Source organism: Chryseobacterium sp. CH25 (assembly GCF_004119455.1).
Classification (GTDB): domain Bacteria; phylum Bacteroidota; class Bacteroidia; order Flavobacteriales; family Weeksellaceae; genus Chryseobacterium.
Window position 1 is genome coordinate 347,966 of the sequence record NZ_NRQT01000004.1, and the last position, 23,499, is coordinate 371,464.

Below are 23,499 nucleotides of genomic sequence, written 5' to 3' on the forward strand. Positions count from 1 at the left end.
GAAATACCTTTGTCCTGTCAGAAAAATAAAAAGACAAAATATGGATACAAAAATATTAGGCGATAAGATCGTCTATGCACGAAAAGAGAACAGGATGTCACAGGCACAGCTTGCGAATCTCCTGTTTATAAGTCCGCAGGCCGTTGGAAAATGGGAGCGTGGAGAATCAGTTCCTGATTTTATTACCATTCACCGGCTTGCAGAGATTTTTAATTTGGATCTTAACTATTTTTCAGAAAATTTACAAACGAAGACAGAAGAGGGAAGTAGCAAGGATCCTGTATCTGTTACCGGAGAAACTGAACAAAAAGAGGAGAAAAAGACAGAACCCTCAGTGTTAAAAAATGAACCACTGCTCACCAGCTTTAGCGGAAGTGCATTAGCAGAGACCGATTTTGCAGGAGTAAGTGCCCCCAAAAGAAAATTCTGGGGAAGTGACCTGAAGGGAACCGATTTTTCTGAAGCAGATTTATCAGGAAGCTCTTTTAAGAACAGTGATATAAGTGACAGCAATTTTGAGGGGGCAGATCTCACAGATTGCACTCTGTCTAATAATAACCTCTCCGGAACCAACTTTAAAAAGGCTATTCTGCTTGGGACTGAGTTTTCTTCATCAGATTTAACTCATGCAAGATTTACGGATATCAAACTAACCGATGTAAAGATGGTAGGCGGTGATCTTAGAAAAACAGTTTTTGAAAACTGTGAATTTGACGGTGTAGATTTCAGTTCTTCGGATATGAGTGGGCTTTGTCTGGATGGGCAGCTTTTCATTAATGTAAAATTTGATAATGCCGGATTAAAAGGTGTTTCTTTTAAGGGAGCTGCATTAAAAAATGTTTCTTTCCGGTCTACTTTTACACTCACCAACAGGTATTATAAAGCTCTTAAGAGTATTGATTTTGAAGGCGCAATGATGGATAAACTTACCTATGCAGCCCTCAAAGGAGCCGGAGTAGATTTACCGAATGTAACAAAAGTATAGGCTTCGTACGACATCGAAAATACCGGACCGCATCTTGAAAAAGAGTATATTTATAAATAAAGACTAACCATAAAAACAAAATAATATGTCATTTCAAACTTATATTAAAAATATTGAAGAAAAAACAGGAAAATCCCGTTCAGATTTTGAAGTTTTAGCTGCCGGAAAAGGCTTTACAGAAGAAGGCAAAATTAAAAAAGGAATAAAAGCAACAGAAATAATCAATTGGCTGAAAGAAGATTTTGAACTGGGGCATGGGCACGCCACCGCTATGTATGCCTATATTAACGGAAAACGTGAGTAAAAACAATACCAGATATATAGCCACTGATTGTATGTGGCTATATATTTAATACTTAAAGCATCCTTTTCCTCAATTTCAATACCAGGCTCTAGATAATACCATTTTATTGTATGTAACTAAGGGCTTCGACTTCGTCACTGATGAAGTGCTATGTTGATCCGTCTGCTTCGGCAAATCAACAAAGTTGATTCTAGTCTTTTGCTTCCTTAAAAATCAATAGTTTCAAAAAAAAATCTTTGCGTCAGAATAAAATGTCATCCACACATTATATTTTTAATCACTAAAATCCTTAAATCTAGGTACTTTTCCATTCGCATTTTATTTGTAAGTTAGTGTCGCCCAAAACAGTACAGTAAAATATCCTGAACAATATTGATGAAGAAGGATGTATACTGTTTCATCTCCTTATTTAGAAGGATTTTATACATCATAAACCTAAAATTTATTAATATGAAGAAGACACTGATTATTCTATCAATAGGCACTTTGCTTACTGCCTGTAATAAAAAGGCTGAGCAGAAAACAGATGCAGCAAAGGATACTGTCACAATAGGAAATACTGCAGCTACAGAAAAACCTTCGGATGGAGCAGGTAATTTTGATATCAACTCAATACCGGTTTCCAATGCTGAAGTGGGTGAATTGCCCTTTTTCAGTTTTCCCAAAGGGTTGGATTTCCAAAACAAACCGGTACAGAGAAGCTATGACATGCTGTTTTTTCCCCTTAAAGGCGTAATGACACCAATAGAAGGGAAAGTTTGGAAAACGTATGTCGTAAACGAGAAAAATAATAAAGAAGAGTGGTCATTACCGTATTTTTTGAAAAGCTATGATGATGCGATTACAAAAGTAGGCGGTGTAAAGATATTTGATGGTAAAGTTTCCCAGCAAGAGCTTGACAGAATAACACCGGAAGCCAAATATTTTGGTGAAGAAGGCTCCATAGATTATTGGAATGAACCTGTAAAAGTATATGTCATAAGAAGACCAAATGGAGATGATATTTATATTCAGCTTTACGGAAATACCGCGACCGGAGCCATACAGATTCTTCAGAAAGCTCCGTTTGAACAAACCATTTCAATATTAAAATCTGATGAAATAAAAAAAGCATTAGACGCTACAGGCAAGGCAGTATTACATATTAATTTTGATACAGACAAAGCAAGCTTAAAACCCGATGGCAAAACAGCCGTAGATGAAATCACAAAAGTCCTGAAAAATGACAGCAATCTAAAATTAGCCATTAACGGATATACAGATAACAGCGGAAATGATGCCCATAACATCCAACTCTCAAAAGACCGTGCTACAGCCGTATTGAATGCGATAACCACTTCAGGTATCGATAGAACAAGACTTTCAGCAGAAGGCTTCGGCAGCAAAAACCCGATTGCAGATAATAATTCTGAAGAAGGGAAGGCGCAAAACCGTAGAGTAGAGCTGGTGAAAAAATAATGTAAGATCTACAATGATAGAGAATTGTAGGTTATTTTATTTAAAAATCCCAACGAAAGCTGGGATTTTTTTGTTTTTGATGTATCAGTCTCCTGACTTTGAAATAGTAAATAAGGGTATTTCTTTTAAATTTGCTCTAAAGTCAGAGGCTTCGGATAGCTTGGTATTGCTAAAAATTAGACCAAGCTTTACTTGTAACAGAATAAGATCTAAAATGCATGTATATGAACAATAATTTTGAATTAGGTAATTCAAGCAAAAAAACTCTTTTTATTTTTGCATTACTATTGGGGCTTATCGTTTTTCTGAGTCTTTTTTATTTATCTAATAACAAAGAAGAGACAACAAAAAAGAATATATTAAATGAAGAAAGGCATTCTAGAATAATTAATATTTTTAGAGTAAAAGAAGAACATAATTATATTTATATCAAATTCTCTGGGGGTGAGGTGTCAAATTTCAAATATTCTTATAAAATAGGTGATTCTATTTCAAAAAATAAAGGTGATTCTATAGAGTATATTTTTAGAGGCGATAGTATCATAAGAAATAATTTATTTGAAGTAAACTGGTAAGAGGCAGGATATACTAGAAAATATATCGTTACCCCTGCTGCGCAAAGTCTCCTGACTTTGAGCTGGTAAATAATATCATTTCTTTGAAACTTACTGCAAGTTCACGAGACCCTGGAAAACAATTGATTCAAACATCGCTTATGATTTCAAATTCATAAATGTACCGTAAACTTTATAGATAAATAAAAAAGCCCCTTTTTTAGGGGCATTATATTATTGTGCTTTTACTTGCTCTATCTTGATGTATATTTTAGAAAGGTTGGGTTGGGCACTTCCTGAGGTAGGTGCTCCTGCCATAATGGTTGCGGTATAAGCGGTTTTTGAAGAAGGATTACTGTCTATCCAGGTATATCTTCTGTGCTCAGGTCCGCCACTGGCTCCATCTATAATTCCAACGTTACCCCAGTAAGCATTTCCTACTGCTCCGGTGCCTTGAGGGTACCATGTAGCTGATGCATCTCCCATACCACCCCATACTCCTGAAGTAATATTGTTGGTTGTTACAGCTGCACCAATATAACCACCATATTCGGTATTATAATTCCAATATAGATTTACGGTAGAACCTGTATTGTTATATAGCTGTACATTAGGAATAGCAGCGGTGGTACCACTTGTGGTATCAAATATTACTCTGATGGAATACTTCCCATCTGGAGTCGTAAGAGGAAAAGTATATGCCTGTTTCCCATTAGAATCTGTTGTTAGGGTAGGATATCCCATTGCAGCAACAGGTGAAATGTCTGCACGGCTGGTATTTCCTACTGTAGCGGTACAGTTTTGTCCTGCTGTTAAGAAAGGAACTGCAGTGCTGTTTAAAGGAAGGGGCATATCATTACCAGTAGTAGGAGTTCCGGTTACTGAGAATACCAATTCGCCATCACCAAACTCCAGAGTTCCGGGTCTTAGCTGGAAGGTTAACCCGTTTACTGTAAAAGGAGCTCCAGAATTATAAGAACCACCGTTTCCCTGGTTATAGGTAACTCTCAGGTTTCCGTTAAAAGGAGTACCGGGAGTATAAGTAGAAGGATTTAAGTATGCTGTAGTACATTGCAATGCAGAAATGGCCGGAGCAATGGCATTGGTTGCTTCTGTAAGTCTCTGCCATAATGATCCGTCAAAATAGTAATACCCCATAGCAGTAACAAGAATCCTTTGTCCTGTAGCGTCTCCGCCAGTAACATCCGTAATATAAATTAATGCTCCTCTCTGATCGCTGCCATAGGTAGCTGTATTGGCTGTAAGTTCAGCTCTTGTGAGTCTCGGAGCCTGTAATCCGAATGTTTGGGTGTTATCCGTAATCAACCCTGAAGTATCTCTTTTAGCAGATACATCCATTGTTGTTTTCGGTAAAGATGTGTTGAAGCCAACTTGGGCAAATGAGAATCCAGCAATGAGAATAGCACTGAATTGTGTAAATTTTGTTTTCATATTTATTAAGGTGTGATTTAGGTAAGTCAAATATAACTTTTTTTAAGAAGAAAATAGAAAAAACACATTTATAATTGGATAAAATTAATTAATTCGTAATGTATTATTAAAAATTATGAGTTTTAAATGGTCTTGTAATGCTTTTGATTTCAAGATTTTATGTTGGAATAAAATTATTTATATCTAATTTTTTTAATTCAATTTTTCTCTAAAATAAGATGCTTTTTGTTTAATATATATAGAGAGATTGTCCTCATTATTTTATTTTGAATCGAATCTAATATTTTAAAGACATAACCAGGTTTTAATGCTATGTAAAGTTAGGAGACTTCGGAGAACGGAAATTTCCCAATTGAAAATGATATGAATACAAAAAATAGCGCCCTTGTTGTAAAGTGGCACTATTTGTATATTGTTACCTGATCTTTTTTTAACAGCAGATCAACGTCTGACCAGGATTTGAGGGATTACTATTCTCAGCAATTTTAACCTTAAATCTATGCGCCAGCGTGGAATTTGCGGATGTTCCATATGCTCACTCAACATGATAAAAGTGACGATCAGCATTGCAAAATGATGTCCTTGTGGCAATAACATTGGAAGAAGCATTAAGGCCCAACCTGCACCCACACACCAGAAACCGTGAGTAAGGCCAAATGAAAAAGCGTCCTGATAAGCTCTTAAACCCCACGCCGCCAGAACAGGATGATAATGCCCTCTGTTAAGACACTTTTGCTTAGTTGGAGAAAACTGCCAGATTAATGTAATGATCCCAAAAACAATTGCCGGAATAAAAGATCCAGGCATCTGAATATTGATAAAAAAGATCAGAATGTTTAATAAAAATCCAGTTAAAGTCCAGATCAGAACATATCCCGTTATAAAAAGCAGGACCATTAAAAGCCTCATATTTTTAAAACTCTGACTGATGATGATCTGGATAGGAACCATCAACTTTGGAAGCATCATAGCTAATACCATCAATATCCATCCAATCATCATTTCAGAGAAAGGATTTATTTTAAGGAGCATTTTTAATGAAACCCTGCTTCCGTCACATAAATTCATCTGACAATGGGTTGCGGTAAGCAGATTACCGGGATTGAAAAGCAGGATAAACCAGCAGATAATGCTGAAACCCCATACACTGTAACTTATGAGGTTTCTATGAGCATTTGATGTTTTCATTGCTATTGTTTTTCTCTGTAAACACTTATCCTTCCTACTGTAATTTTCGTATCGGATAAGATTTCGTTATCAGGGGTAATGGCAACATCTAAAGATTTTAGATTTTCAAGATCATTTTCAAGATGAAGTTCATCAATGATATTGGTAATGTCCAGAGAAAAGCTAAGTCCGTTACCTCCTCCGTGAGAATCGTCCAGTGAAGCATTGCGAAGTCCAAAAAGTGAAATGAATCCTATATGCTGATTGTTGACAGAAACTTCAAGTGTATTGGCGTTGATATTTCCCTTCACATTCTCAAGAACTAAATAGATGCGGTCTGGGATTTCCTCTGCAGAAGCTTTTAAAAAGCTTGTAGACACTTTCTTTAATCCTTTATCGGAAAAATTAACTGTAGTTTTGGTAACTGCATTCTTAATTTCAAAAGAACCTTGGTTGGCAGCAACTAATTCTGTTGGTTTTTCATTATTATCCATAGTAGATTCAGTGAGTTTAGCATGATCCAAAATCGGAATTCCCAGTTTTTCCAATCGTTCAGAAGTAATATCGACAGCAACTTTTTCTGTTTTAAGATTATCATAGCTGTAATCTAAAGCATCAAGATTGGTTACATCATTGGGTGTATATGTCCATTCTTTTCCATCAGGTAAAGGCATTACAAACTCACGTTCACCAATTTCCTTTGGGCCTCCCAACCATTTTGTTTCTGATGGATTACTGTTTCCCTTTGCATTCCATGCTGCCCACATTCTGTCAATATTGCAGTGATGAAGATAGAAAATAGGATCCAATGCCGCAGCGTTGGGATCAGACATAAGACCTTCATTGCCTGTAACAACTCCTCCTACGTCATTATGAACAAAATTGTGCGGGTTCGTTTCTAAGCTTTCTTCAGGAAATATCTTGCCATAATGCGAAAATTCAGTTTCAGGTCCCCCGAAACAATTTTGATCGCCGGTATATACTGTTTTAAGTTCGCATTTTTGGGTAACCCTTGGTTTGCCGTCTTTAAATAACTTGATATAAATATTTCCGTCATTATCAGGGCCATGTCTTTCTGTAACAAAAAGAGGATTTGGAGTATCTTTTTCTAAAAACCGTTGCGTAAAAGCCGGAGGTATTTTATTTTCTTTTTCCCCACCAAAATAGTTCCAATAGGGTAAAGCCCAGTCATCCGGTCCATTAAGCTCTGTCACTATTGCTCTGATCTGCATTTCCAAAGCCATAAGATAGCCACGGTGCCACGGTGCAAAGTACCAGCTTTGGTGTTGACATTGATTCCAGTACTTATCTTTTATATCTGTAGGTGGAAGGGGGCTGGTGGGTACCTTTGGCGGAGTTTTAATGGTATTCCAATCAATACCATCAGGTCCCCGGCAAGATTTTCCCCGTGAATTGCGGCAAAAAACCACCAACTCGTTGGGTCATCCAATGTTCTGGTCTGCATTTCAGCAACTGCTTTTGCGTACCAGAATAAATCAGAATTTTCAAACGTTCCTTCTTGATTCCACGCATTTTTTCGTAAGAATTTTTTCATGTATTAATAGATTTATGATTAATAGTTATGAGATTGAAGCAAAATGTTTTCGCTTTCACTCACCCTGTAAAAGTATTATTTAAAAAAAACTTTTCTATCAGTAGTAATACGTAATCTTGTATGAAGGAAGGTATTGTGACAAGAAAGAATATCAGAATGTTTTTAAGTTAAACTGAAAAGAAATGGATAATGGTACCTCCTTCTGTAGTTAATATTTCTGATCGTTGTAAATTTAAAAAACCTGAATCCTGTGTTGTAACTGGGACGAATGCTTTTTCGAATTCATTTATAGATGATTAAGCTCGTTTGAGTCAGATTAAACAAGAATTATAGCCTTTTTTATCAGGTAATTTTCGGGTAGTTGTAGCTTGGTGTTATTTGATTGTAAGTGTTTGAATTACTTTAAGTTGTTGAATTTAGAGGTTAATTTACTTCGAATTAACAATTTTATAAAATAGGATATGGAAAATCCAGCCATATAATGCCATAATTTTTTCTATATTTAGAAAAAAATGGCTTGTGTCTGCAATTTGCGGTCTACAGCGTGTCTATAAAAAAATATAAAGGACAATGCCGATAAATCAGTTGCCTCTGGACGGAGGTTTGTTATATAAAGAAACAGATATGGCTCAGTTTTTTCCTGAGCCATTAAATGCAATAACAGCTATATTATTTTTAGCCATAGCCATTTTTTGGACCGTTAAAATGAAGGGTAGTTTTAAAGAATATCCTTTTTTAACATACTGCCTGGTTTTATTATATATTGGCGCCATAGGAGGAACTGTTTATCATGCATTCAGACAATGGCCGGTATTTATCATGATGGATTGGATGCCCATTATGTTGTTGTGTTTTTCTGCCGGATTTTATTTTTTAGCGCAGAGTATCAAATGGTACTATGCTGTTGTAATGGTTCTTATATATCTGGTACTTACATTGGGTTTGAGAAATTGGATTTTGGTAGATAACCCTTCTCTTTTTATCAATGTTAATTATGGAATCATGGCTTCATTTGTGCTTTTTTCAGTATTAAGTTATTTAATCTATACCAAATGGAAAGCCGGCAAATGGGTAGGCTTTGCTTTACTGTCGTTTGCTCTTGCTCTCACTTTCCGGATCATTGATAAATGGAACTGGTTCAGCTTCGGGACACACTTTTTATGGCATACCTTTGGAGCTGCCGCAACATTCTGTATGTTTAATTATATCTATCTTACGCGGAATACTGTTAGAAAAGTCTAACAGTCTGTTTAAATTTTATGGTTTTAAATTCAATTCTCGCAGATCTTGCAGATTGCGTAGATTTTTTACTCATGAAAATCTGTGCTTTTTTGGGAATTGTCAGATCGGGGCTTATAGTTTTTAATAGACATGAGTTTTGGTTTATCCATCCATAAAATCTGCGTTATCTGCAAAATTTGCGAGAGAAAAAATCATAAACATCTGTGAAATCCATACATTCTGTGGAAAACATTAAGCAATTCGTGCATTCGTGACAAAAATTTTTTAATCATAAAGGAGATTCAAAAGTTTGATAATCATATATACATTTTTCAAATAGAATGTAAGCAGGTTCTTAATCCTATTTGAACTTAGATGTGAAGAATTTTATGCTTTAATAGGAAATTTTAGGTATTTTTTTGTGAAATTCACAGTTTTATTCTTTTAAGGTTGAAAGAACGATGATTTACTTATATTTGCTCTGCAAAGTAAAATTAAATGTTTAAAAAAGTAAGCACTGTATTTATCCTTGGATTGTATACGGTTTTTTGTTCGGCCCAACAGGTCCGACCTTCCAAATCATCTGAAATTTATCGTGAACTCAAAACACTTAAACATCTCCCTAAAGTTTTATACCTTGCGGCTCATCCCGATGATGAAAATACAGGGTTACTGTCTTGGTTGATTAACGACCAAAATGTAGAAACAGGATATCTGTCTTTAACCAGAGGTGATGGTGGACAGAATTTATTAGGCACAGAGCAAGGTGCTGCGTTAGGTTTAATCAGAACTCATGAACTTTTAGAGGCAAGAAAGTTAGATGGTGCCCAGCAGTTTTTTACCCGTGCGATAGATTTTGGGTTCTCTAAAAATACTGCCGATACCTTTAAACAATGGGATGCCAACAGCATTACAGCTGATGTAGTCTGGGTAATCCGTAAATTCAGACCGGATGTTATCATTTGTCGTTTTCCACCTAATGCAGCAGCAGGTCACGGACAACACGCGGCTTCGGCGGTGGTTGCAGAAAAAGCTTTTAAATTGGCAGGCGATAAAACCGCTTTCCCGGACCAATTGAAACATGTCAATGTATGGCAGCCAAAACGCGTATTGTGGAATACATTCCGCTTTGGTGGGGTAAATACAACTGCTGAAAATCAACTGAAAGTTACCGTAGGACAATATGATGCACAATTGGGAATGGGCTACGGTGAATTGGCCGGATTAAGCAGGAGTTTACATAAAAGCCAGGGTGCAGGAACACAATCTGTAGCCGGCATCAGAACCGAATATTTTGCCCACGTTATTGGTGAACCTGCAAAAACAACACTTTTTGATGGAGTAACTAAAACTTGGACTTCAAAAGGAAACGCTGATATAGATCAATCATTAGATAAAATTATTTCCACCTTCAATTTCAATAATCCTGACCTCAGTTTACCAGCTTTGCTTGCTTTGCGAAAAAAAGTTGTAGCTCTTCAGGATGGAGACCTAAAAATGATAAAATGAAGTCGCTTGACAATATCATTTTAAGCTGTGCCGGATTTATGGGTGAGGTGGTTACCAATCAGGCTGAAGCGGTTGCCGGGGATCATTACAATTTCAGGTTGAATTTGGTTTCAAGAGCTGCAAATCCTGTTGTTTTAGAGGATGTGAAATGGTTAGGTCAATCAGAAAACTTCAATAGAAAATTATCAAAAGATTCTTTAATTACCATTCAGCATGATATTCAGATTCCTGCAGATGCAGCACTTACAGAACCTTACTGGTTAGCCAAACCTCCTGTAAACTCAGCCACTTTTTCTGTTCCGAATGATACTTTAGTCGGTTTACCTGAGACAGAATCACCATTAAATGTTTGGGTTGGTTTAAAAATCGGGGTAGAGAAGTTTCAGGTTAAACTTCCTTTATCTTTCAAGAAATTAGATCCGGTGCGTGGTGATGTAGTGGAAGCATTGCGCATTGTTCCTGCACTGGAACTGAAATTTACACAACCACTTTATGTAGCCAAAGAAAATGAAGACTTACATTTGAGTTTAAATGTTAAGGTCAATTCTAATAAACCGTACAGTAACGGTATTCTCAATCTGATGTATAACGGTGAGCGATTAGGCGGCACTGCTATAAGTTCGCTTAAAGGGAAAGACTTTACCGTTGATTATGTTGTTCCAAAAACTAAGCTTGCTGCAATTAATTCATCCCGTCTGCAATTGGATGCTGATTTTGTTGCTGATGGAGCCACTTATAATAAAAAACAGGTATTAATTCAGTATCCGCATTTACCTTCTTTACAATATTTTGCACCTGCCACTACCACTGTAATGAAAGGAGATATTCAGGCGAAGGTTAAAAAAGTTGGGTATGTAGAAGGTGCAGGTGATTTTATTCCTGATTTTCTACGTATTGCAGGTGTTCAGGTAGATGTCCTGAAAGACGAGGATTTTTATGGTAACCTGGATGAATCTGCCGGAATGGTAATCAAAACAAGTTATCACAATATGATGCCATCGTATTGGGGGTTCGTGCCAATAACACGGAGAAAAAGCTGGGTCGATGGATGCCTTTTTTATGGTCTTATGCAAAAGCAGGTGGGAATTTGGTAATGCAGTATAATACCAATCAGGATACAACTGTTGACCAGTTGGGAATGTATAACTTCAGTATTGCCAATAAGCGTGTAACTGAAGAAAATGCTGCGGTTACATTTTTAAATCCCAATCATAAATTACTAAACTTTCCGAATAAAATTACTTCGGATGATTTTAAAGGCTGGGTACAGGAACGTGGAGCCTATTTCCCTGCTCAATGGGATGCCGCCTATGAACCACTTTTTGAAATGCATGATACAGAGGAAGAACCACTGAAGGGATCCACTTTATATGCCAAATATGGGAAAGGTAATTTTATTTATACACCGTTGGCGTTTTTCAGACAGCTACCTGCTGGAAATGTAGGTGCAGCGCGTTTATTTTTTAACTTTTTATCTGCACAGAAAAACTGATGAACAAACAACTTAAAAATTGGAATATCTGGTACATACTATTAGCGGTAGTATTGGTATTGCAGATCGTATTTTATTATTGGTTTACTAAATTCTGGGCATGAGTACTATAGATTGGACAGTTCTTATTTTTACACTTGTTGCAGTGGTGGTTTACGGCGTATTCATCGGTCGTGGCCAAAAAAGCAACGAATCATACCTGAAAGCAGATAATAAAATGCCCTGGTACATTGTACTGATAGGGATTATGGCGACACAGGCAAGTGCTATTACATTTCTTTCAGCACCGGGTCAGGCTTATACAGACGGAATGCGTTTCGTTCAGTATTACTTTGGCCTGCCTTTGGCGATGATTGTGATCTGTATTACTTTCATCCCGATTTTTCAGCGATTAAATGTTTATACAGCCTATGAATATTTAGAAAACCGTTTTGATAAAAAAACAAGGGTACTCACTTCACTGCTTTTTCTTTTTTCCAGAGGCTTATCAACGGGAATCAGTATTTATGCTCCGAGTATCATCTTATCAAGCGTTTTAAACTGGAATATTTACTTAACGAATGTTTTAACAGGTGGTATTCTGTTGATTTACACCTATGTGGGCGGTGCAAAAGCAATCGCTCATACCCAAAAATTACAGTTTCTTATTATTCTGGGAACCATGGCTTTTGCAGGGTATTTACTTATTCAGAATATGCCGAATGGAATTGGTTTTAACGATGCTCTGTATCTGGCCGGTAAATCAGGAAAGCTGAATGTGATCACCACAGAATTTGACTGGAAAGATAAATATAATATCTGGAGCGGACTGATTGGTGGTTTCTTTCTTGCCCTTTCTTACTTCGGTACAGACCAGAGTCAGGTTGGGAGATATATTACGGCGAAGGACAATACCAATGCAAAAATGGGTCTGCTGCTGAATGGATTGGTTAAAATTCCGATGCAATTTGCAATTCTCCTGATTGGAGCTTTACTTTTCGCATTCTTTTCTCTAAAACCAGCTCCGATTTATTTTAATGAACGTTCTTATCAGTATTTAAAAGAAACAAAACCTGAACAGGCCGCAGTTTTTGAGAAAGAACATCAGGATTTGCAAATGAAATTTAATGCAGAATCGAAGGAAATTCTAAAGCTGAAAGAAAATAATTCTCCTCAACTTAAAGAAACAATTCAGGATTTTAAAAATACACAGGCCCAAGTGAAAGCGCTTCACGGCAGAGTAGAAGAAGCGATCAATAATTCAAACTATAATGCAGAGAAAACAGATACCAATTACATTTTCCTATATTTCGTAAAAAATACCCTGCCTGTAGGGATGATCGGTTTACTGTTTGCCGTTATTTTTCTGGCCAGCTGGGGCTCAATTTCGGCCGCCTTGAATTCTCTTGCCGCCTGCTCATTAAAAGATGTTCATTTGATATTTAAAAAAGATATTCCTGATGATGCAACCGAATTGAAGTACAGCCGTCTGCATACTTTAGCCTGGGGTATTTTCTCAATAGGTGTTGCTATGTTTGCTACTCAAATGGGTTCTCTTATTGAGGCAGTGAATGTATTGGGTTCTCTTTTCTACGGTCCGATATTGGGGATTTTTCTGGTTGCATTTTACTATAAAAAAATCAATGGTTCCAATGTATTTATGGCTGCCATATTATCTGAAATTGCGGTGATTGCCGTGTATCAGTTTGATATCGTTTCTTTCCTTTGGCTTAATGTAATCGGTGCTGCAGCGGTTATTATATTTTCTGCAATCGGTTTGCTGTTTTATAAGGAGAAAGCAGTAAATTCGTAAACAAATAATAACAAAAACGTACAAATAAAAATAATATGAAAACAATGATTAAATCTGCTACCGTACTTTTTGCTGCAACGGTACTTTCAGTGAATGCTTTTGCACAGGAAGCTAAAAAACCTGCCAGTCCACCAGCTACTGCTACAGGAAAAGTTAAAGACGCAAACATTACAATAGCTTATAGCAGTCCCTCTGTTAAGGGGCGTACCATCTGGGGTGGTTTAGAACCTTATGAAAAAGTTTGGCGTGCAGGTGCTAACGAAGCAACTACTTTTGAAACGGATAAAGACATTACCGTTCAGGGTAAAAAGCTGGCTAAAGGTAAATATAGCTTTTTCTTAATCCCTAAAGAAAGCGGAATCTGGACTGTGATTTTTAACAAAGAAGCAAAACAATGGGGAGCTTATAAATATGAGGAATCAAAAGATGCCTTACGTGTTGATGTAAAAACAAAAGCTTTACCAGCTACACAGGAAGCCTTAGCGTATAAAATAAACAGTAATGGGTTCACCATGGATTGGGATAAAATCTCAGTTCCTGTAGAGATAAAGTAGATTTGAACAGAAGAAATAAAAATCCCGTATTAACGGGATTTTTTGTTTATTGTATTTAAGTAAAGGTTTTCAAATCCTACTTCATAGCAGACTTCCAGAGACTTCTTTTTCTTATCAGTTTATTGTATAGAGATTACTGATTTTAGAAAGCCATACCGCTACAGCTTCAGGAGTGGCGCGGTCTGCCTTATCAAAAAAGAAATGCTCCTGGATCTGGAAGCCACAATAGGTATAGATCCCTTTATCAGAAGTCAGCGATAACGCTTTATCCATACCGATAGCAGAATATTCTTCATGAGATTTTCCATGGGTGTTAAGAATTATGGCCTGTTTCCCTGTTAATAATCCCTTTTGTATTCCCTGATCATACCGATAGGCAAAGCCATAGCTGAAAACTCTGTCTATATATCCTTTCATAATGGCTGGCATCCCCGTCCACCAGATAGGATAGATAAAAGTAACCACATCTGCCCATGAAATATATTCCTGTTCTTTTTCTATAAGCTTATCTACGGTACCATTTCGTTGTCCTGTCATATCTTCCAGAGATAATACCGGATCAAATTCAAGCTGATATAAATCTCTTACAACTACTTCATGTTTATGCTGTTTCAGAGTCTTTTCAATACATTGTTTTACCTGCCCGTTCAGACTTTCCTGATTTGGATGGGCATAAATAATAAGGTGTTTCATATTGTTACTTTTAATTGATTGAACAGTACAAAAGTAAAATAGGGGACACTGGAAAAATTGTAAGAAAACGAAATTGATTATTCGCTGTCAGCCTGGCAGATATCCTGCTGGAATTTTATATAGTTCTTAGGAGAAAGATTGATGAAATGCTTAAAATCATGAATAAGTTGGCTTTGATCATAATACCCACAATGATTGATAATGTCAAACCAGTTTATTTTTTCTTTAGTAAAATCTATCTGTTGAATCCATTCAATAGCTTTTAAAAAACGATGATATCTGCTGATTTCTTTTGCGCTGAAGCCAAAGTGTTTTTTATGGATCAGTTGAATGTTTCTTTCACTTTGTTTAACCTTTTCAGCAATAGATTTGATGGGATTCAAAGTGTCAGATTTGAAGCTCACCAAAAGGTTAGTAGTGGTATCTTGCTGGCTGAGGTAGGGTCTACAGAAATTGAGAATATGATTTACTTTTTCTTCTGCTGTATCAACATTATTGAGCTGCAGCCTCAACTGGGTAAAACAGTTTTCTTCCATAGCTTCATCAGGATGAACAGGAAAATGATCTGATAAACCTGCTTTACCAAAGAAACGGTAAAATGCATCGTTCCTGAAATTAGCAACCAATATGCTGGAATTTGGGGGAAGACAGTATTCAAATGAGGATTTAATAGGCCCCAGAACAATACATTTGTCCACTTTGATTTTCATTTTTTGTTTGGAAATCAAGAAAGCCTGCGCTCCGAAGTTAAAAACCATGATCGTTTGGAAAGAGGGAAGCAAGGTTTTGGTTATTGGTGTTTCAGAATTATTTTCAGCAAAATAGAAATGAGAGAACACGGCTTCAAACTCCTTGGGAACAGGAATTCTGTAGCTATCATATGTGAATTTGTTCGGTCTCATTTTATAGAGTACAATTTAGGAAAAAACAAATGGATTTTATTGTAAAGGTTTTGGGTATGTGAGTTTGAAATCACTAGTTATCCGTTTGGATCTTTTCTATCGTAAATGTTTTGGTTTAAGATTCAGTGCTGCACTTTCTACAACTTCCTCTATGCGCTTTTGCCTGGTTTCCTGTTTTCTGACGAGGATAATCCAGCTTAATATTATTTTTCTTGTTGATTTGCTCAAACTTAGAAAATAATCTTTCGAGCCATTATGCTTTTTGAATGCAATTTCTAAGTCGTCCGGAATTATGACTTCTTCTATTTCATCCAAGATGGTCCAATATCCGTTCTGTTTTGCAATCTCAATACTTTCGTAGCCCTGTTTTGTCATTCTTTTGCTGTCAATAAGCTGCTGTACTTTTTCTTTATTGATTTTTGACCAGTTACTTTTAGGTTTACGTTTGGTAAAAAACTGCATAAACGAGATGTCGTTAATCTTTTTCGTTGTACTATCAATCCAACCGAAGCAAAGCGCTTCGTCTACGGCTTCACTCCAGCTTAATGAAGGAATATTCGACTTTTTTGTATGATAGACAAGCCAAACAGATTGTCTGGACTGATGGTTTTTTTCCAACCATTGTCTCCAATCTGCTTGGCTTTGCGGGCAACATGTTTCAATTTCCTTATTATGCATTCTGTTGTGCTAACCAGTTTAAAATTGAAAGGTTTGTTTCTTCCGGTTTTTCCTGCTGAATCCAATGACCGCAATCTAAACTGACAATGTCCAGATTAGGAACGGTATTTTTAAGGTTTTCAGACTTTGGAATCGTATCCTGTTCTCCATAAATCATCAGAGTAGGTTGATGAATAATTGGTTTTATATCCGCCATCAGATGCCAGTTTCTATCAAGGTTTCTGTACCAGTTTATAGCTCCGGTAAACCCGGATAATTCAAAAGCAGAAACGAATACAGATAGTTCATTGTCTTCCATGAGAGGCTTCCCAAAAGGTTTTTCTGCTCTTGCAAGATTGATCATCAGCATTCCTGGAGCAGGTGGAGCGAGAGGTACATCTTTGCGAAATAGGTTACGTAGAAATTGAGGGGTGCTTTCATTCATGATAGCATCTGCAACTCCCGCTTTCTTGTTGAAATGAACAAAATAGAAGTCTTCTCCAAATAAGGTTTCCATAAATTCAAGCCATGGTTGTTCTCCACGCTCCTGATAGGGCAGAGCCAGGTTGATGATCTTATTGACCCGTTCAGGATATAATAGTGCCAGATTCCAGACAACATTTGCACCCCAGTCATGACCGACAAAAGTGGCATCCTTGTATCCGTAATAATTGAGTAGCGCAATAAGGTCACCAGTCAGGTGCTTTATATCGTAATCACTGACTTCGGTTGGGCAGGATGAGTTACCATAGCCGCGTTGATTGGGGACAATGACATGATAACCTGCTGCAACAAGAGCTGGTATCTGATAACGCCAGGAAAATGCATGTTCCGGAAATCCGTGACAGAGAACAATCGGGTTCCCTGAATTCTGTTTCCCTGCTTCAAATACTTCTAATACCACATTATTAACTGAAATCATGGTGGGCTTTGGAAAATCGATCTGATTAGATGCTGTAATGGACATATTTTTATTGTTTAATAAATAGTTATGAGGCAAATGTAAGCCTGGTTGATGACAGCATAGTGTCAGTAGTCAAAAGTACTTTAGTGATAATGATCAAAATATTTCTGTAAACTCATGTTGTGGCTAAAGTTTTAAGGATAGCAGGAAAATACTATGTGTGAGTGATGAGAGCGGAATCGTTTTGCTTAGTAAAAGATATAATGCATAGTACAACCCATTTGATAAGATATGGGTAAGTGGCAGTAGTTGAGGTGTATCTAAAATGTTAATTTTTTTCTTATAAAATTCACATTTGTACTCCGGTTATTGTACTCAAGATATCATTTCAATAATAATTCATACCTTTGCAGCACTAAACTAAAAGTTATTTTTATGTTTAAAGTTTCATTTAATAAGTGTCTGGTATTGTAAACAATCTGTTTCTGTACAGGTTGTTTAATCGTTTTTCTCTCGAATGACTTTCGGGAGTATTTCTCTATAAATATATTTAAGTTTAAAACTGCATGCGATAATATTAGGCATTGCTGTGCTTATTTCGTATGCGATATACCAGTAATCAAATGCATAAAAAACATAAAACAATACATTATTTTCATCCTCATGGAACCAGCAAATATTTTGGCACTGTCATAGAGTTTTCATTTTTAAAAAAGTCAACACTATGGTAGATCTGAATACGTATGGTTGGAATGATGAACTTCATCAGCTAAAACAAAATTCAATATATAAAGACCTGTCTCATGCACGAATAACTATTGTACATCGTACCTGTTATGAAGTAGTTTCCGAAGATGGAATTTTCCAATGTGAGCTTACAGGAAATCTGATGTTTGGTAAATCAGGATTTGATCTTCCATCCGTAGGAGACTGGGTGATTATTCAGTCATTGGATGATAACAGGGGAATTATCCTTGATTTGTTACCCCGTCAAAAGGTGCTTTATCGCAGGAAAAGTGGAACCGCTTCGGAGAAACAGGCTATCACTTCCCATGTAGACAAGGCCTTTATTGTACAAAGTATTGATGATCATTTCAATCTCTGCAGAATAGAACGCTTCATGGTTCAGATAGTACAGGAAGATATCAAACCTATTTTAATTCTCAATAAAGCAGATCTGAATAATGACAGACAGAAGATTGAAGAGGAAATCCGGGATAAAGTACATCAGATGCCGGTCTATTTTACAAGTATTCATCAGCCCGAAACAGTTTTAAAATTAAAGGAGGTAATCACAGAAGGAGAAACTGTTGTTTTCGTAGGCTCTTCAGGAGTAGGAAAGAGCTCTCTTGTGAATGTACTGATAGGGAAGGAAATATTGCTTACCGGGGAAATAAGTACATCTACAGGTAAAGGAAAACATACTTCAACCCGTCGCGAAATGATACAGATGGAGGGATCAGGGATTATTATAGATACCCCTGGAGTCCGGGAATTTGGTTTAGCCATTGATGATCCGGAGGCGCTTACTGAAATGCTGGATATTTCGCATTATGCCGGGCAGTGCCGTTTTACAGACTGCCATCATATCAATGAACCGGATTGTGCTGTTTTGGAGGCTGTGCGTAAAGGTTCACTAGCACAAACAGTTTATGATCATTATTTAAAACTTCAGAAAGAAGCATGGCATTTTTATACTTCAGACCATGAAAAACGAAAAAAAGGGAAGTCTTTTTCAAAAATTTTAGAAGAAGTAAAGAAACGCAAATCAAGTTTATAGTTAATTTTAATACATTTTACATTATGGAAATCAATATAAGAAAAGAAGTACAGGAAGACTTCAAAAAAGTATCAGAACTTATTCGCACAGCTTTTGAAAGCGAGGAACACAGCGATCATGAAGAACATTTTTTAGTAGAACGTTTGAGAAATTCTGATGCCTTCATTCCAGAATTGTCAATGGTTGCCGAGGCAGATCATCAGATTGTAGGTTATATATTGCTTACAAAGATCATTATTGAAGATGAGAATCAAAAGAATTATACCTCATTGGCATTAGCTCCGGTTGCAGTATCACCTGAATTTCAGGGCAAAGGTATTGGCGGGAAGCTTATAAAAGAAGCTCACCAGAAAGCAAAAGAATTAGGCTTCGGTTCTGTAGTATTGCTGGGACACGAAAACTATTATCCTAAATTTGGATATAAGTTAACCAAAGAATTTGGAATCAGATTACCTTTTGAGGTGCCTGAAGCCAATTGTATGGTCATAGAACTTACTGAAAATGCATTGCAAAACGTAAACGGAGTTGTTCGATACCCTAAAGAATTTGGAATTGAATAATATCTGACAAAGATTAAGTTCTTGTCAATAAACGGTTTATCTTGATGGTAAGCCGTTTGTTTTTCCAAATATGGCTTAAAAATTAAAGAACCTAAGTTTGAGGAAATATTGTTTGTCAATACATTGTTAATGTGTGATATATTAACGCAATGGCTCGCAAAGTTTTTTTCAAGTTTTAAAAATCTCTTGTGACCCTGGCGTTAAAAAAGATTATTCATCATAGGCTAGTATAAATTCGTGGCAAAAAATAAGTGTTTTTATATTGTATTTGAAGATTTGTTTTTTCTGCTTGTATAATATATGATAATAGCACTTATAATCATCAAAACCGAAGCCAGAAGAAACGGAGCCCCTGAAAACTGAAACGGAGCCTTATCATGCGTAAAATAGTAAAAAAGATGAGTCATAATAGGCGGTCCAATAATTGAAGTGGCACTTACCAGACTCGTTAATGCTCCCTGAAGCTCACCCTGTTGGTTGGAAGAAATATTTTTACTGATCATCGACTGAAGTGAGGGGCCACAGATGCCTCCCAATGAATAAGGGATAAGAAACATCAGCATCATCCAACCTTCGCTTGCAAAAGAAAATAGTAATAATCCTAGTGCGTAAAAAATTAAGCCGGTATAGATGCTTTTTTGCTCACCTAATTTAGGTGCTGTCCATCTTATTAAAACACCTTGAACCAAGCCAAGCAAAAGTCCTAGCACTCCTAACGACAAACCTACAGCTCTTTCTGACCAATTAAATTGATACATCGTAAAGAAATGCCAGTTACTTTGTACAGCCTGGAGGCCAATATATACTAAAATTAAAGCAATCACTAAATTTGAAATTTTCGGATGCTTTGCTAAAAACTTAAGAGATCCAATGGGATTTGCACGTCTCCATTCAAATGGCCGCCTTTTGTTTTTATCCAAGCTCTCAGGAAGAATGAAATAACCATAGAGAAAGTTCAGTAAACACAGAACCGATGCAACATAAAAAGGAATTCTGGCACCATAGTGCCCTAGCAGTCCTCCAAGTACTGGTCCTATGATGAATCCCAAACCAAATGCAGCACCAATTAATCCAAAATTCTTAGTTCTGGTTTCATCGGTAGACACATCGGCAATATAAGCACTTGCCGTTGAGATACTGGCTCCGGTGAGCCCCGCAATGATTCGTCCGGCAAATAACCACCCAATAGAAGGAGCTACTGCAAGTAAAAGGTAGTCTAATGCAAATCCCAGTAGAGAAATTAATAGGATAGGACGTCTTCCGTATTGGTCACTAAGATTACCGACTATTGGTGAAAATATGAACTGGGTGAAAGCATAAGCAAAACCCAACCAGCCACCATAGGTTGCCGCTTCAGTAATATCACTATGAATAAGCTCTCCAATAAGTTTAGGGACAACAGGAAGTATAATTCCCCAACCTGTAATATCAATAAGTAAAGTGATAAATATAAAACCAACTGCTGCTTTTTATCTGTTTTTTCATGGCATAAAAGTAGACAGAGCCAAAAAATCAGACATTGACGTGTTAATGGGTTTTACGTACAATTTGTAACGTGATTGGTGAATTACCTATGGAAGCCTGGTTATTGTGGTTTGATCCCTATATGATTTTGGAGATATCCCGGTTATTCTTTTAAAATATCTGCAGAAGACACTTGTCTCCCCAAAGTTTAATTCATTGCTGATTTCCTTGATGGACAAATTGGTTGATTTAAGAAGTGTCTTGGCTTCCAATATCAGAATATGATCAATCCATTGTGATACAGATCTACCCGTTTTTTCTTTCAGAAATGTGGAAAGATATTGAGGGGTTAAATGAAGTTTCTCTGCATAAAAATTAACACTTCTCTGTTCCTTGGTATATTTTAAAATCAATTGGTAAAAGTCATCTATAATTTCGTGTGTTCTACTTTTTGATGACCCCTTGGAATTGGGTATCTCAGTATATACTTCGGAAATCATATTGATGATTACCATGATAAGATGCCGAAGAATTTCAGCTTTATTGGGGCTTGGTTTTTTATGGTAAAAATTTTTTAACAGAGTGATTAATTCAGTTTTTAACCTTATTTCATCCTCTTGAAGCCTGATTACAGGTTGCCATCGGATCTGATTATTCATTACAAATTCACGTAGCATTGGAAATGCTGACATGAAATCTAAAGAGATTCCAATGGTTACTATTTCTGCGTCGTCACTCAGGTATTTTGTATCAATTAATAGCTGTGGTGGTAAAACCGCTATATCACCTGCATTTATTTCATAATCCAGGAAATGGATCTGCATTTTCATGGACCCTTTAATCATGAAGCCAAGTAATAATCCATCAAATAAACGGCTATGCTCAGTATACCCATTACTGAAGTTGGCTGATTGATGGAAGATAACGATTCCATCTGTCTTTTTGGAGGGATCAATATTATAGAGTTGATAAACATTATCCAGGGTTATAAATAAAGCCATGTACAAATATTGAAAAATATTTTCTGAAAAATAGGTTCTATCCTCTCATTTTGTATTTTATTTACAAGATGAAATTCATTTTCTATATTGAAGATGCAATTCTTGTAAAATCTGACCAAGTAATTTTTTTAAGCTTTTTATTTTTAGATGATAATAAGTCTGTTGGACGAACTATTAAATATAATCAAAAGTAAGAGGGGGCTCTCCTCTCCGCAAAGTCTCCTGACTTTGAGGTAGTAATAAAGCCCCAAAGTTCAGAAATTTCAAACAAGAGACTTCAATAAATAAAAAAAACAGCCTTAAAAAGGCTGTTTTATATTTTGAATTCAAAATTATTGAAAGATGATAAAAGAAATTGAAATTACTTTCCTATATTAAAGCTACCAATATTTGTAGAATTTATTGCAACACCTTACTATTAATGTTCTATTTTCTGAGCAGCAGCTATTATCCCCCTTACAGTGCTAGGTTTAGTTTCTTCCATGATGTTCTTTCTTTCACCCAGAAGTTTAATTATTTTGCTGGTCGTCTCTTTTTAATTCTCTTTCCACTTCATCAACCTCGGTTAAGGGAAGAAGAAAGGTGTTTTCAATATAGTTCCGGATATTTTCGTCCGTTTTATGATTTATTTTTCTGATAAAGAGCTGATTGGTAGATTTCAGAGACTCTATATACTTCAATATGTCCTGTTTATTATGAAAAATTGATTTTTCAAATATTGCTCTTTTATCATCATTCACAATAATGTCATTAAATGATGTGTTCATAAGAACAGTCTGAAAAAAAGATTCGGCGGGTAAAAAAGTGTGTAGGTAGTAATCTTCAAAGTCCATTACTTTTTTATTGCTTGTTAAGAAAGCACAGGTTTCCCTTGTAAACATAAACCATTTCCCACCAATATAGGGTGTTACTCCCTTCATAAATTCTCTTTTATAGATGAATGAGGAAATCATATAAGCTAATTCAGTGAAATGATTCTGTATTCTTTTCAGGGTATCTGGCCTGTAAAATTTCTGATCATAGTAGAATAGATAATTCCGGCCGTTATTTACGGTAAGAAAATTACGTATGATGGGTTGGGATTTCAGGGGATAATCTTCACCACTGAGATTGATGAAATAATCCCATTCCCGGCTTGCATTTAAGAGAAACTCCATTGCATTAAGCTCTGCCTGGATCATACTGAAGCCACCTGAAACAATATTCAGACTTTCTAGAATAAAAACATTAGGAAATTGTGTTATATAGAGCTGTATTTCTTCTGTAAAAGAGTCTTGGGCCTTTCTATCAATATGAATAAGATAGAACTGATCTTTTGTATAAATTTTCTGAAACATTGCCTTGAATACATGAGGCTTATGATGAATCATAATAAAATAGGCAATTTTTACATGCGATGTTGCATGTGATTTCAGGGTCTGGGTTTGAGGTTGGGTTTTGGGAAAAGCAGTTTGCATTTTGGGAAGCTTAAAATCATCCGCATCTGCAAACAATT

General features: G+C 36.3%; 23 protein-coding genes. 12 read left to right on the forward strand and 11 right to left on the reverse strand.

Going from position 1 to position 23,499, the window contains the following annotated elements; translation table 11 throughout:
* Positions 1–40: 40 nt before the first annotated feature.
* The 4 genes from BOQ64_RS12315 (at position 41) to BOQ64_RS12330 (ending at position 3,322) form a co-directional block, all read left to right on the forward strand.
* On the forward strand, positions 41–985 hold the full coding sequence (locus tag BOQ64_RS12315; protein ID WP_129055642.1) for a pentapeptide repeat-containing protein: 945 nt from the start codon (positions 41–43) through the stop codon (positions 983–985).
* 85 nt (positions 986–1,070) lie between these two features.
* The gene (locus BOQ64_RS12320; protein ID WP_129055644.1) at positions 1,071–1,289 is read left to right on the forward strand and encodes a DUF4287 domain-containing protein; all 219 of its coding nucleotides are present in this window, start codon (positions 1,071–1,073) and stop codon (positions 1,287–1,289) included.
* A gap of 450 nt (positions 1,290–1,739) precedes the next feature.
* Entirely contained in the window at positions 1,740–2,747 is a 1,008-nt protein-coding gene (locus tag BOQ64_RS12325; protein WP_129055646.1) for an OmpA family protein, read from the forward strand.
* Positions 2,748–2,971: 224 nt separating this feature from the next.
* The gene (locus BOQ64_RS12330; protein ID WP_129055647.1) at positions 2,972–3,322 is read left to right on the forward strand and encodes a hypothetical protein; all 351 of its coding nucleotides are present in this window, start codon (positions 2,972–2,974) and stop codon (positions 3,320–3,322) included.
* A gap of 213 nt (positions 3,323–3,535) precedes the next feature.
* Here BOQ64_RS12330 and BOQ64_RS12335 read toward each other — a convergent pair whose 3' ends face one another.
* The 4 genes from BOQ64_RS12335 to BOQ64_RS23100 all read right to left on the reverse strand — a co-directional run bounded on the left by BOQ64_RS12335 (position 3,536) and on the right by BOQ64_RS23100 (position 7,475).
* A complete protein-coding gene (locus BOQ64_RS12335; protein WP_129055649.1) occupies positions 3,536–4,753 on the reverse strand; it encodes a hypothetical protein in 1,218 nt (405 codons plus the stop codon).
* A 441-nt stretch (positions 4,754–5,194) separates the two neighbouring features.
* Positions 5,195–5,941 (reverse strand): DUF2182 domain-containing protein, encoded by a 747-nt coding sequence (locus BOQ64_RS12340; RefSeq protein ID WP_129055651.1) that lies wholly within the window; start codon positions 5,939–5,941, stop codon positions 5,195–5,197.
* Between the two features lie 2 nt (positions 5,942–5,943).
* Positions 5,944–7,350 (reverse strand): tyrosinase family protein, encoded by a 1,407-nt coding sequence (locus BOQ64_RS12345; RefSeq protein ID WP_164975798.1) that lies wholly within the window; start codon positions 7,348–7,350, stop codon positions 5,944–5,946.
* Entirely contained in the window at positions 7,233–7,475 is a 243-nt protein-coding gene (locus BOQ64_RS23100) for a hypothetical protein (RefSeq protein WP_164975789.1), read from the reverse strand. The genes BOQ64_RS12345 and BOQ64_RS23100 overlap by 118 nt, the downstream gene beginning before the upstream one ends.
* Before the next feature lie 570 nt (positions 7,476–8,045).
* On the opposite strand from BOQ64_RS23100, the gene BOQ64_RS12350 reads away from it, so the two are divergent.
* From BOQ64_RS12350 to BOQ64_RS12365, 6 genes are all read left to right on the forward strand, one after another.
* Positions 8,046–8,717: a hypothetical protein gene (locus BOQ64_RS12350; protein ID WP_129055655.1), complete on the forward strand. Its 672-nt coding sequence runs from the start codon at positions 8,046–8,048 to the stop codon at positions 8,715–8,717.
* Positions 8,718–9,194: 477 nt separating this feature from the next.
* On the forward strand, positions 9,195–10,205 hold the full coding sequence (locus BOQ64_RS23935) for a PIG-L family deacetylase (protein WP_228448348.1): 1,011 nt from the start codon (positions 9,195–9,197) through the stop codon (positions 10,203–10,205).
* Positions 10,202–11,299 carry a hypothetical protein gene (locus BOQ64_RS23940; RefSeq protein ID WP_228448349.1) on the forward strand — a complete coding sequence of 366 codons (1,098 nt, stop codon included), beginning with the start codon at positions 10,202–10,204 and terminating at the stop codon, positions 11,297–11,299. The genes BOQ64_RS23935 and BOQ64_RS23940 overlap by 4 nt, the downstream gene beginning before the upstream one ends.
* Entirely contained in the window at positions 11,254–11,697 is a 444-nt protein-coding gene (locus BOQ64_RS23945; RefSeq protein ID WP_228448350.1) for a hypothetical protein, read from the forward strand. The genes BOQ64_RS23940 and BOQ64_RS23945 overlap by 46 nt, the downstream gene beginning before the upstream one ends.
* 100 nt (positions 11,698–11,797) lie before the next feature.
* Positions 11,798–13,489, forward strand: coding sequence for a sodium:solute symporter (locus tag BOQ64_RS12360; protein WP_129055659.1), 1,692 nt, complete (start codon positions 11,798–11,800; stop codon positions 13,487–13,489).
* 35 nt (positions 13,490–13,524) lie between these two features.
* Positions 13,525–14,043, forward strand: a complete 519-nt coding sequence (locus BOQ64_RS12365) for a DUF2911 domain-containing protein (RefSeq protein ID WP_129055661.1) — start codon at positions 13,525–13,527, stop codon at positions 14,041–14,043.
* Between the two features lie 114 nt (positions 14,044–14,157).
* Here the strand turns inward: BOQ64_RS12365 and BOQ64_RS12370 are convergent, their stop codons facing one another.
* The 4 genes from BOQ64_RS12370 to BOQ64_RS12385 form a co-directional block, all read right to left on the reverse strand.
* The gene (locus BOQ64_RS12370; RefSeq protein WP_129055663.1) at positions 14,158–14,736 is read right to left on the reverse strand and encodes an NAD(P)H-dependent oxidoreductase; all 579 of its coding nucleotides are present in this window, start codon (positions 14,734–14,736) and stop codon (positions 14,158–14,160) included.
* A 77-nt stretch (positions 14,737–14,813) separates the two neighbouring features.
* Positions 14,814–15,638: a helix-turn-helix domain-containing protein gene (locus BOQ64_RS12375; protein ID WP_129055665.1), complete on the reverse strand. Its 825-nt coding sequence runs from the start codon at positions 15,636–15,638 to the stop codon at positions 14,814–14,816.
* Positions 15,639–15,734: 96 nt separating this feature from the next.
* Entirely contained in the window at positions 15,735–16,316 is a 582-nt protein-coding gene (locus tag BOQ64_RS12380) for a YdeI/OmpD-associated family protein (protein WP_129055667.1), read from the reverse strand.
* The gene (locus tag BOQ64_RS12385) at positions 16,309–17,262 is read right to left on the reverse strand and encodes an alpha/beta fold hydrolase (protein ID WP_228448351.1); all 954 of its coding nucleotides are present in this window, start codon (positions 17,260–17,262) and stop codon (positions 16,309–16,311) included. Before BOQ64_RS12385 ends, BOQ64_RS12380 begins: the two co-directional genes overlap by 8 nt.
* A 661-nt stretch (positions 17,263–17,923) precedes the next feature.
* On the opposite strand from BOQ64_RS12385, the gene rsgA reads away from it, so the two are divergent.
* The gene (gene rsgA, locus BOQ64_RS12390; RefSeq protein WP_129055669.1) at positions 17,924–18,979 is read left to right on the forward strand and encodes a ribosome small subunit-dependent GTPase A; all 1,056 of its coding nucleotides are present in this window, start codon (positions 17,924–17,926) and stop codon (positions 18,977–18,979) included.
* Positions 18,980–19,002: 23 nt separating this feature from the next.
* Positions 19,003–19,539, forward strand: a complete 537-nt coding sequence (locus tag BOQ64_RS12395; protein ID WP_185147076.1) for a GNAT family N-acetyltransferase — start codon at positions 19,003–19,005, stop codon at positions 19,537–19,539.
* A 257-nt stretch (positions 19,540–19,796) separates the two neighbouring features.
* Here BOQ64_RS12395 and BOQ64_RS12400 read toward each other — a convergent pair whose 3' ends face one another.
* The 3 genes from BOQ64_RS12400 to BOQ64_RS12410 all read right to left on the reverse strand — a co-directional run bounded on the left by BOQ64_RS12400 (position 19,797) and on the right by BOQ64_RS12410 (position 23,374).
* Positions 19,797–20,990, reverse strand: a complete 1,194-nt coding sequence (locus BOQ64_RS12400) for a TCR/Tet family MFS transporter (RefSeq protein ID WP_129055671.1) — start codon at positions 20,988–20,990, stop codon at positions 19,797–19,799.
* A gap of 120 nt (positions 20,991–21,110) precedes the next feature.
* A complete protein-coding gene (locus BOQ64_RS12405) occupies positions 21,111–22,004 on the reverse strand; it encodes a helix-turn-helix domain-containing protein (protein ID WP_129055673.1) in 894 nt (297 codons plus the stop codon).
* 509 nt (positions 22,005–22,513) lie between these two features.
* Positions 22,514–23,374, reverse strand: coding sequence for a beta-1,6-N-acetylglucosaminyltransferase (locus BOQ64_RS12410; protein WP_410494846.1), 861 nt, complete (start codon positions 23,372–23,374; stop codon positions 22,514–22,516).
* Positions 23,375–23,499 lie beyond the last annotated feature (125 nt).

Coding starts and splice junctions, on each gene's coding strand:
- BOQ64_RS12315 (WP_129055642.1), top strand. CDS start 41: ATGGATACAAAAATATTAGGCGATAAGATCGTCTATGCACGAAAAGAG.
- BOQ64_RS12320 (WP_129055644.1), top strand. CDS start 1,071: ATGTCATTTCAAACTTATATTAAAAATATTGAAGAAAAAACAGGAAAA.
- BOQ64_RS12325 (WP_129055646.1), top strand. CDS start 1,740: ATGAAGAAGACACTGATTATTCTATCAATAGGCACTTTGCTTACTGCC.
- BOQ64_RS12330 (WP_129055647.1), top strand. CDS start 2,972: ATGAACAATAATTTTGAATTAGGTAATTCAAGCAAAAAAACTCTTTTT.
- BOQ64_RS12335 (WP_129055649.1), bottom strand. CDS start 4,753: ATGAAAACAAAATTTACACAATTCAGTGCTATTCTCATTGCTGGATTC.
- BOQ64_RS12340 (WP_129055651.1), bottom strand. CDS start 5,941: ATGAAAACATCAAATGCTCATAGAAACCTCATAAGTTACAGTGTATGG.
- BOQ64_RS23100 (WP_164975789.1), bottom strand. CDS start 7,475: ATGAAAAAATTCTTACGAAAAAATGCGTGGAATCAAGAAGGAACGTTT.
- BOQ64_RS12350 (WP_129055655.1), top strand. CDS start 8,046: ATGCCGATAAATCAGTTGCCTCTGGACGGAGGTTTGTTATATAAAGAA.
- BOQ64_RS23935 (WP_228448348.1), top strand. CDS start 9,195: ATGTTTAAAAAAGTAAGCACTGTATTTATCCTTGGATTGTATACGGTT.
- BOQ64_RS23940 (WP_228448349.1), top strand. CDS start 10,202: ATGAAGTCGCTTGACAATATCATTTTAAGCTGTGCCGGATTTATGGGT.
- BOQ64_RS23945 (WP_228448350.1), top strand. CDS start 11,254: ATGCCTTTTTTATGGTCTTATGCAAAAGCAGGTGGGAATTTGGTAATG.
- BOQ64_RS12360 (WP_129055659.1), top strand. CDS start 11,798: ATGAGTACTATAGATTGGACAGTTCTTATTTTTACACTTGTTGCAGTG.
- BOQ64_RS12365 (WP_129055661.1), top strand. CDS start 13,525: ATGAAAACAATGATTAAATCTGCTACCGTACTTTTTGCTGCAACGGTA.
- BOQ64_RS12370 (WP_129055663.1), bottom strand. CDS start 14,736: ATGAAACACCTTATTATTTATGCCCATCCAAATCAGGAAAGTCTGAAC.
- BOQ64_RS12375 (WP_129055665.1), bottom strand. CDS start 15,638: ATGAGACCGAACAAATTCACATATGATAGCTACAGAATTCCTGTTCCC.
- BOQ64_RS12380 (WP_129055667.1), bottom strand. CDS start 16,316: ATGCATAATAAGGAAATTGAAACATGTTGCCCGCAAAGCCAAGCAGAT.
- BOQ64_RS12385 (WP_228448351.1), bottom strand. CDS start 17,262: ATGTCCATTACAGCATCTAATCAGATCGATTTTCCAAAGCCCACCATG.
- rsgA (WP_129055669.1), top strand. CDS start 17,924: ATGGTAGATCTGAATACGTATGGTTGGAATGATGAACTTCATCAGCTA.
- BOQ64_RS12395 (WP_185147076.1), top strand. CDS start 19,003: ATGGAAATCAATATAAGAAAAGAAGTACAGGAAGACTTCAAAAAAGTA.
- BOQ64_RS12405 (WP_129055673.1), bottom strand. CDS start 22,004: ATGGCTTTATTTATAACCCTGGATAATGTTTATCAACTCTATAATATT.
- BOQ64_RS12410 (WP_410494846.1), bottom strand. CDS start 23,374: ATGATTCATCATAAGCCTCATGTATTCAAGGCAATGTTTCAGAAAATT.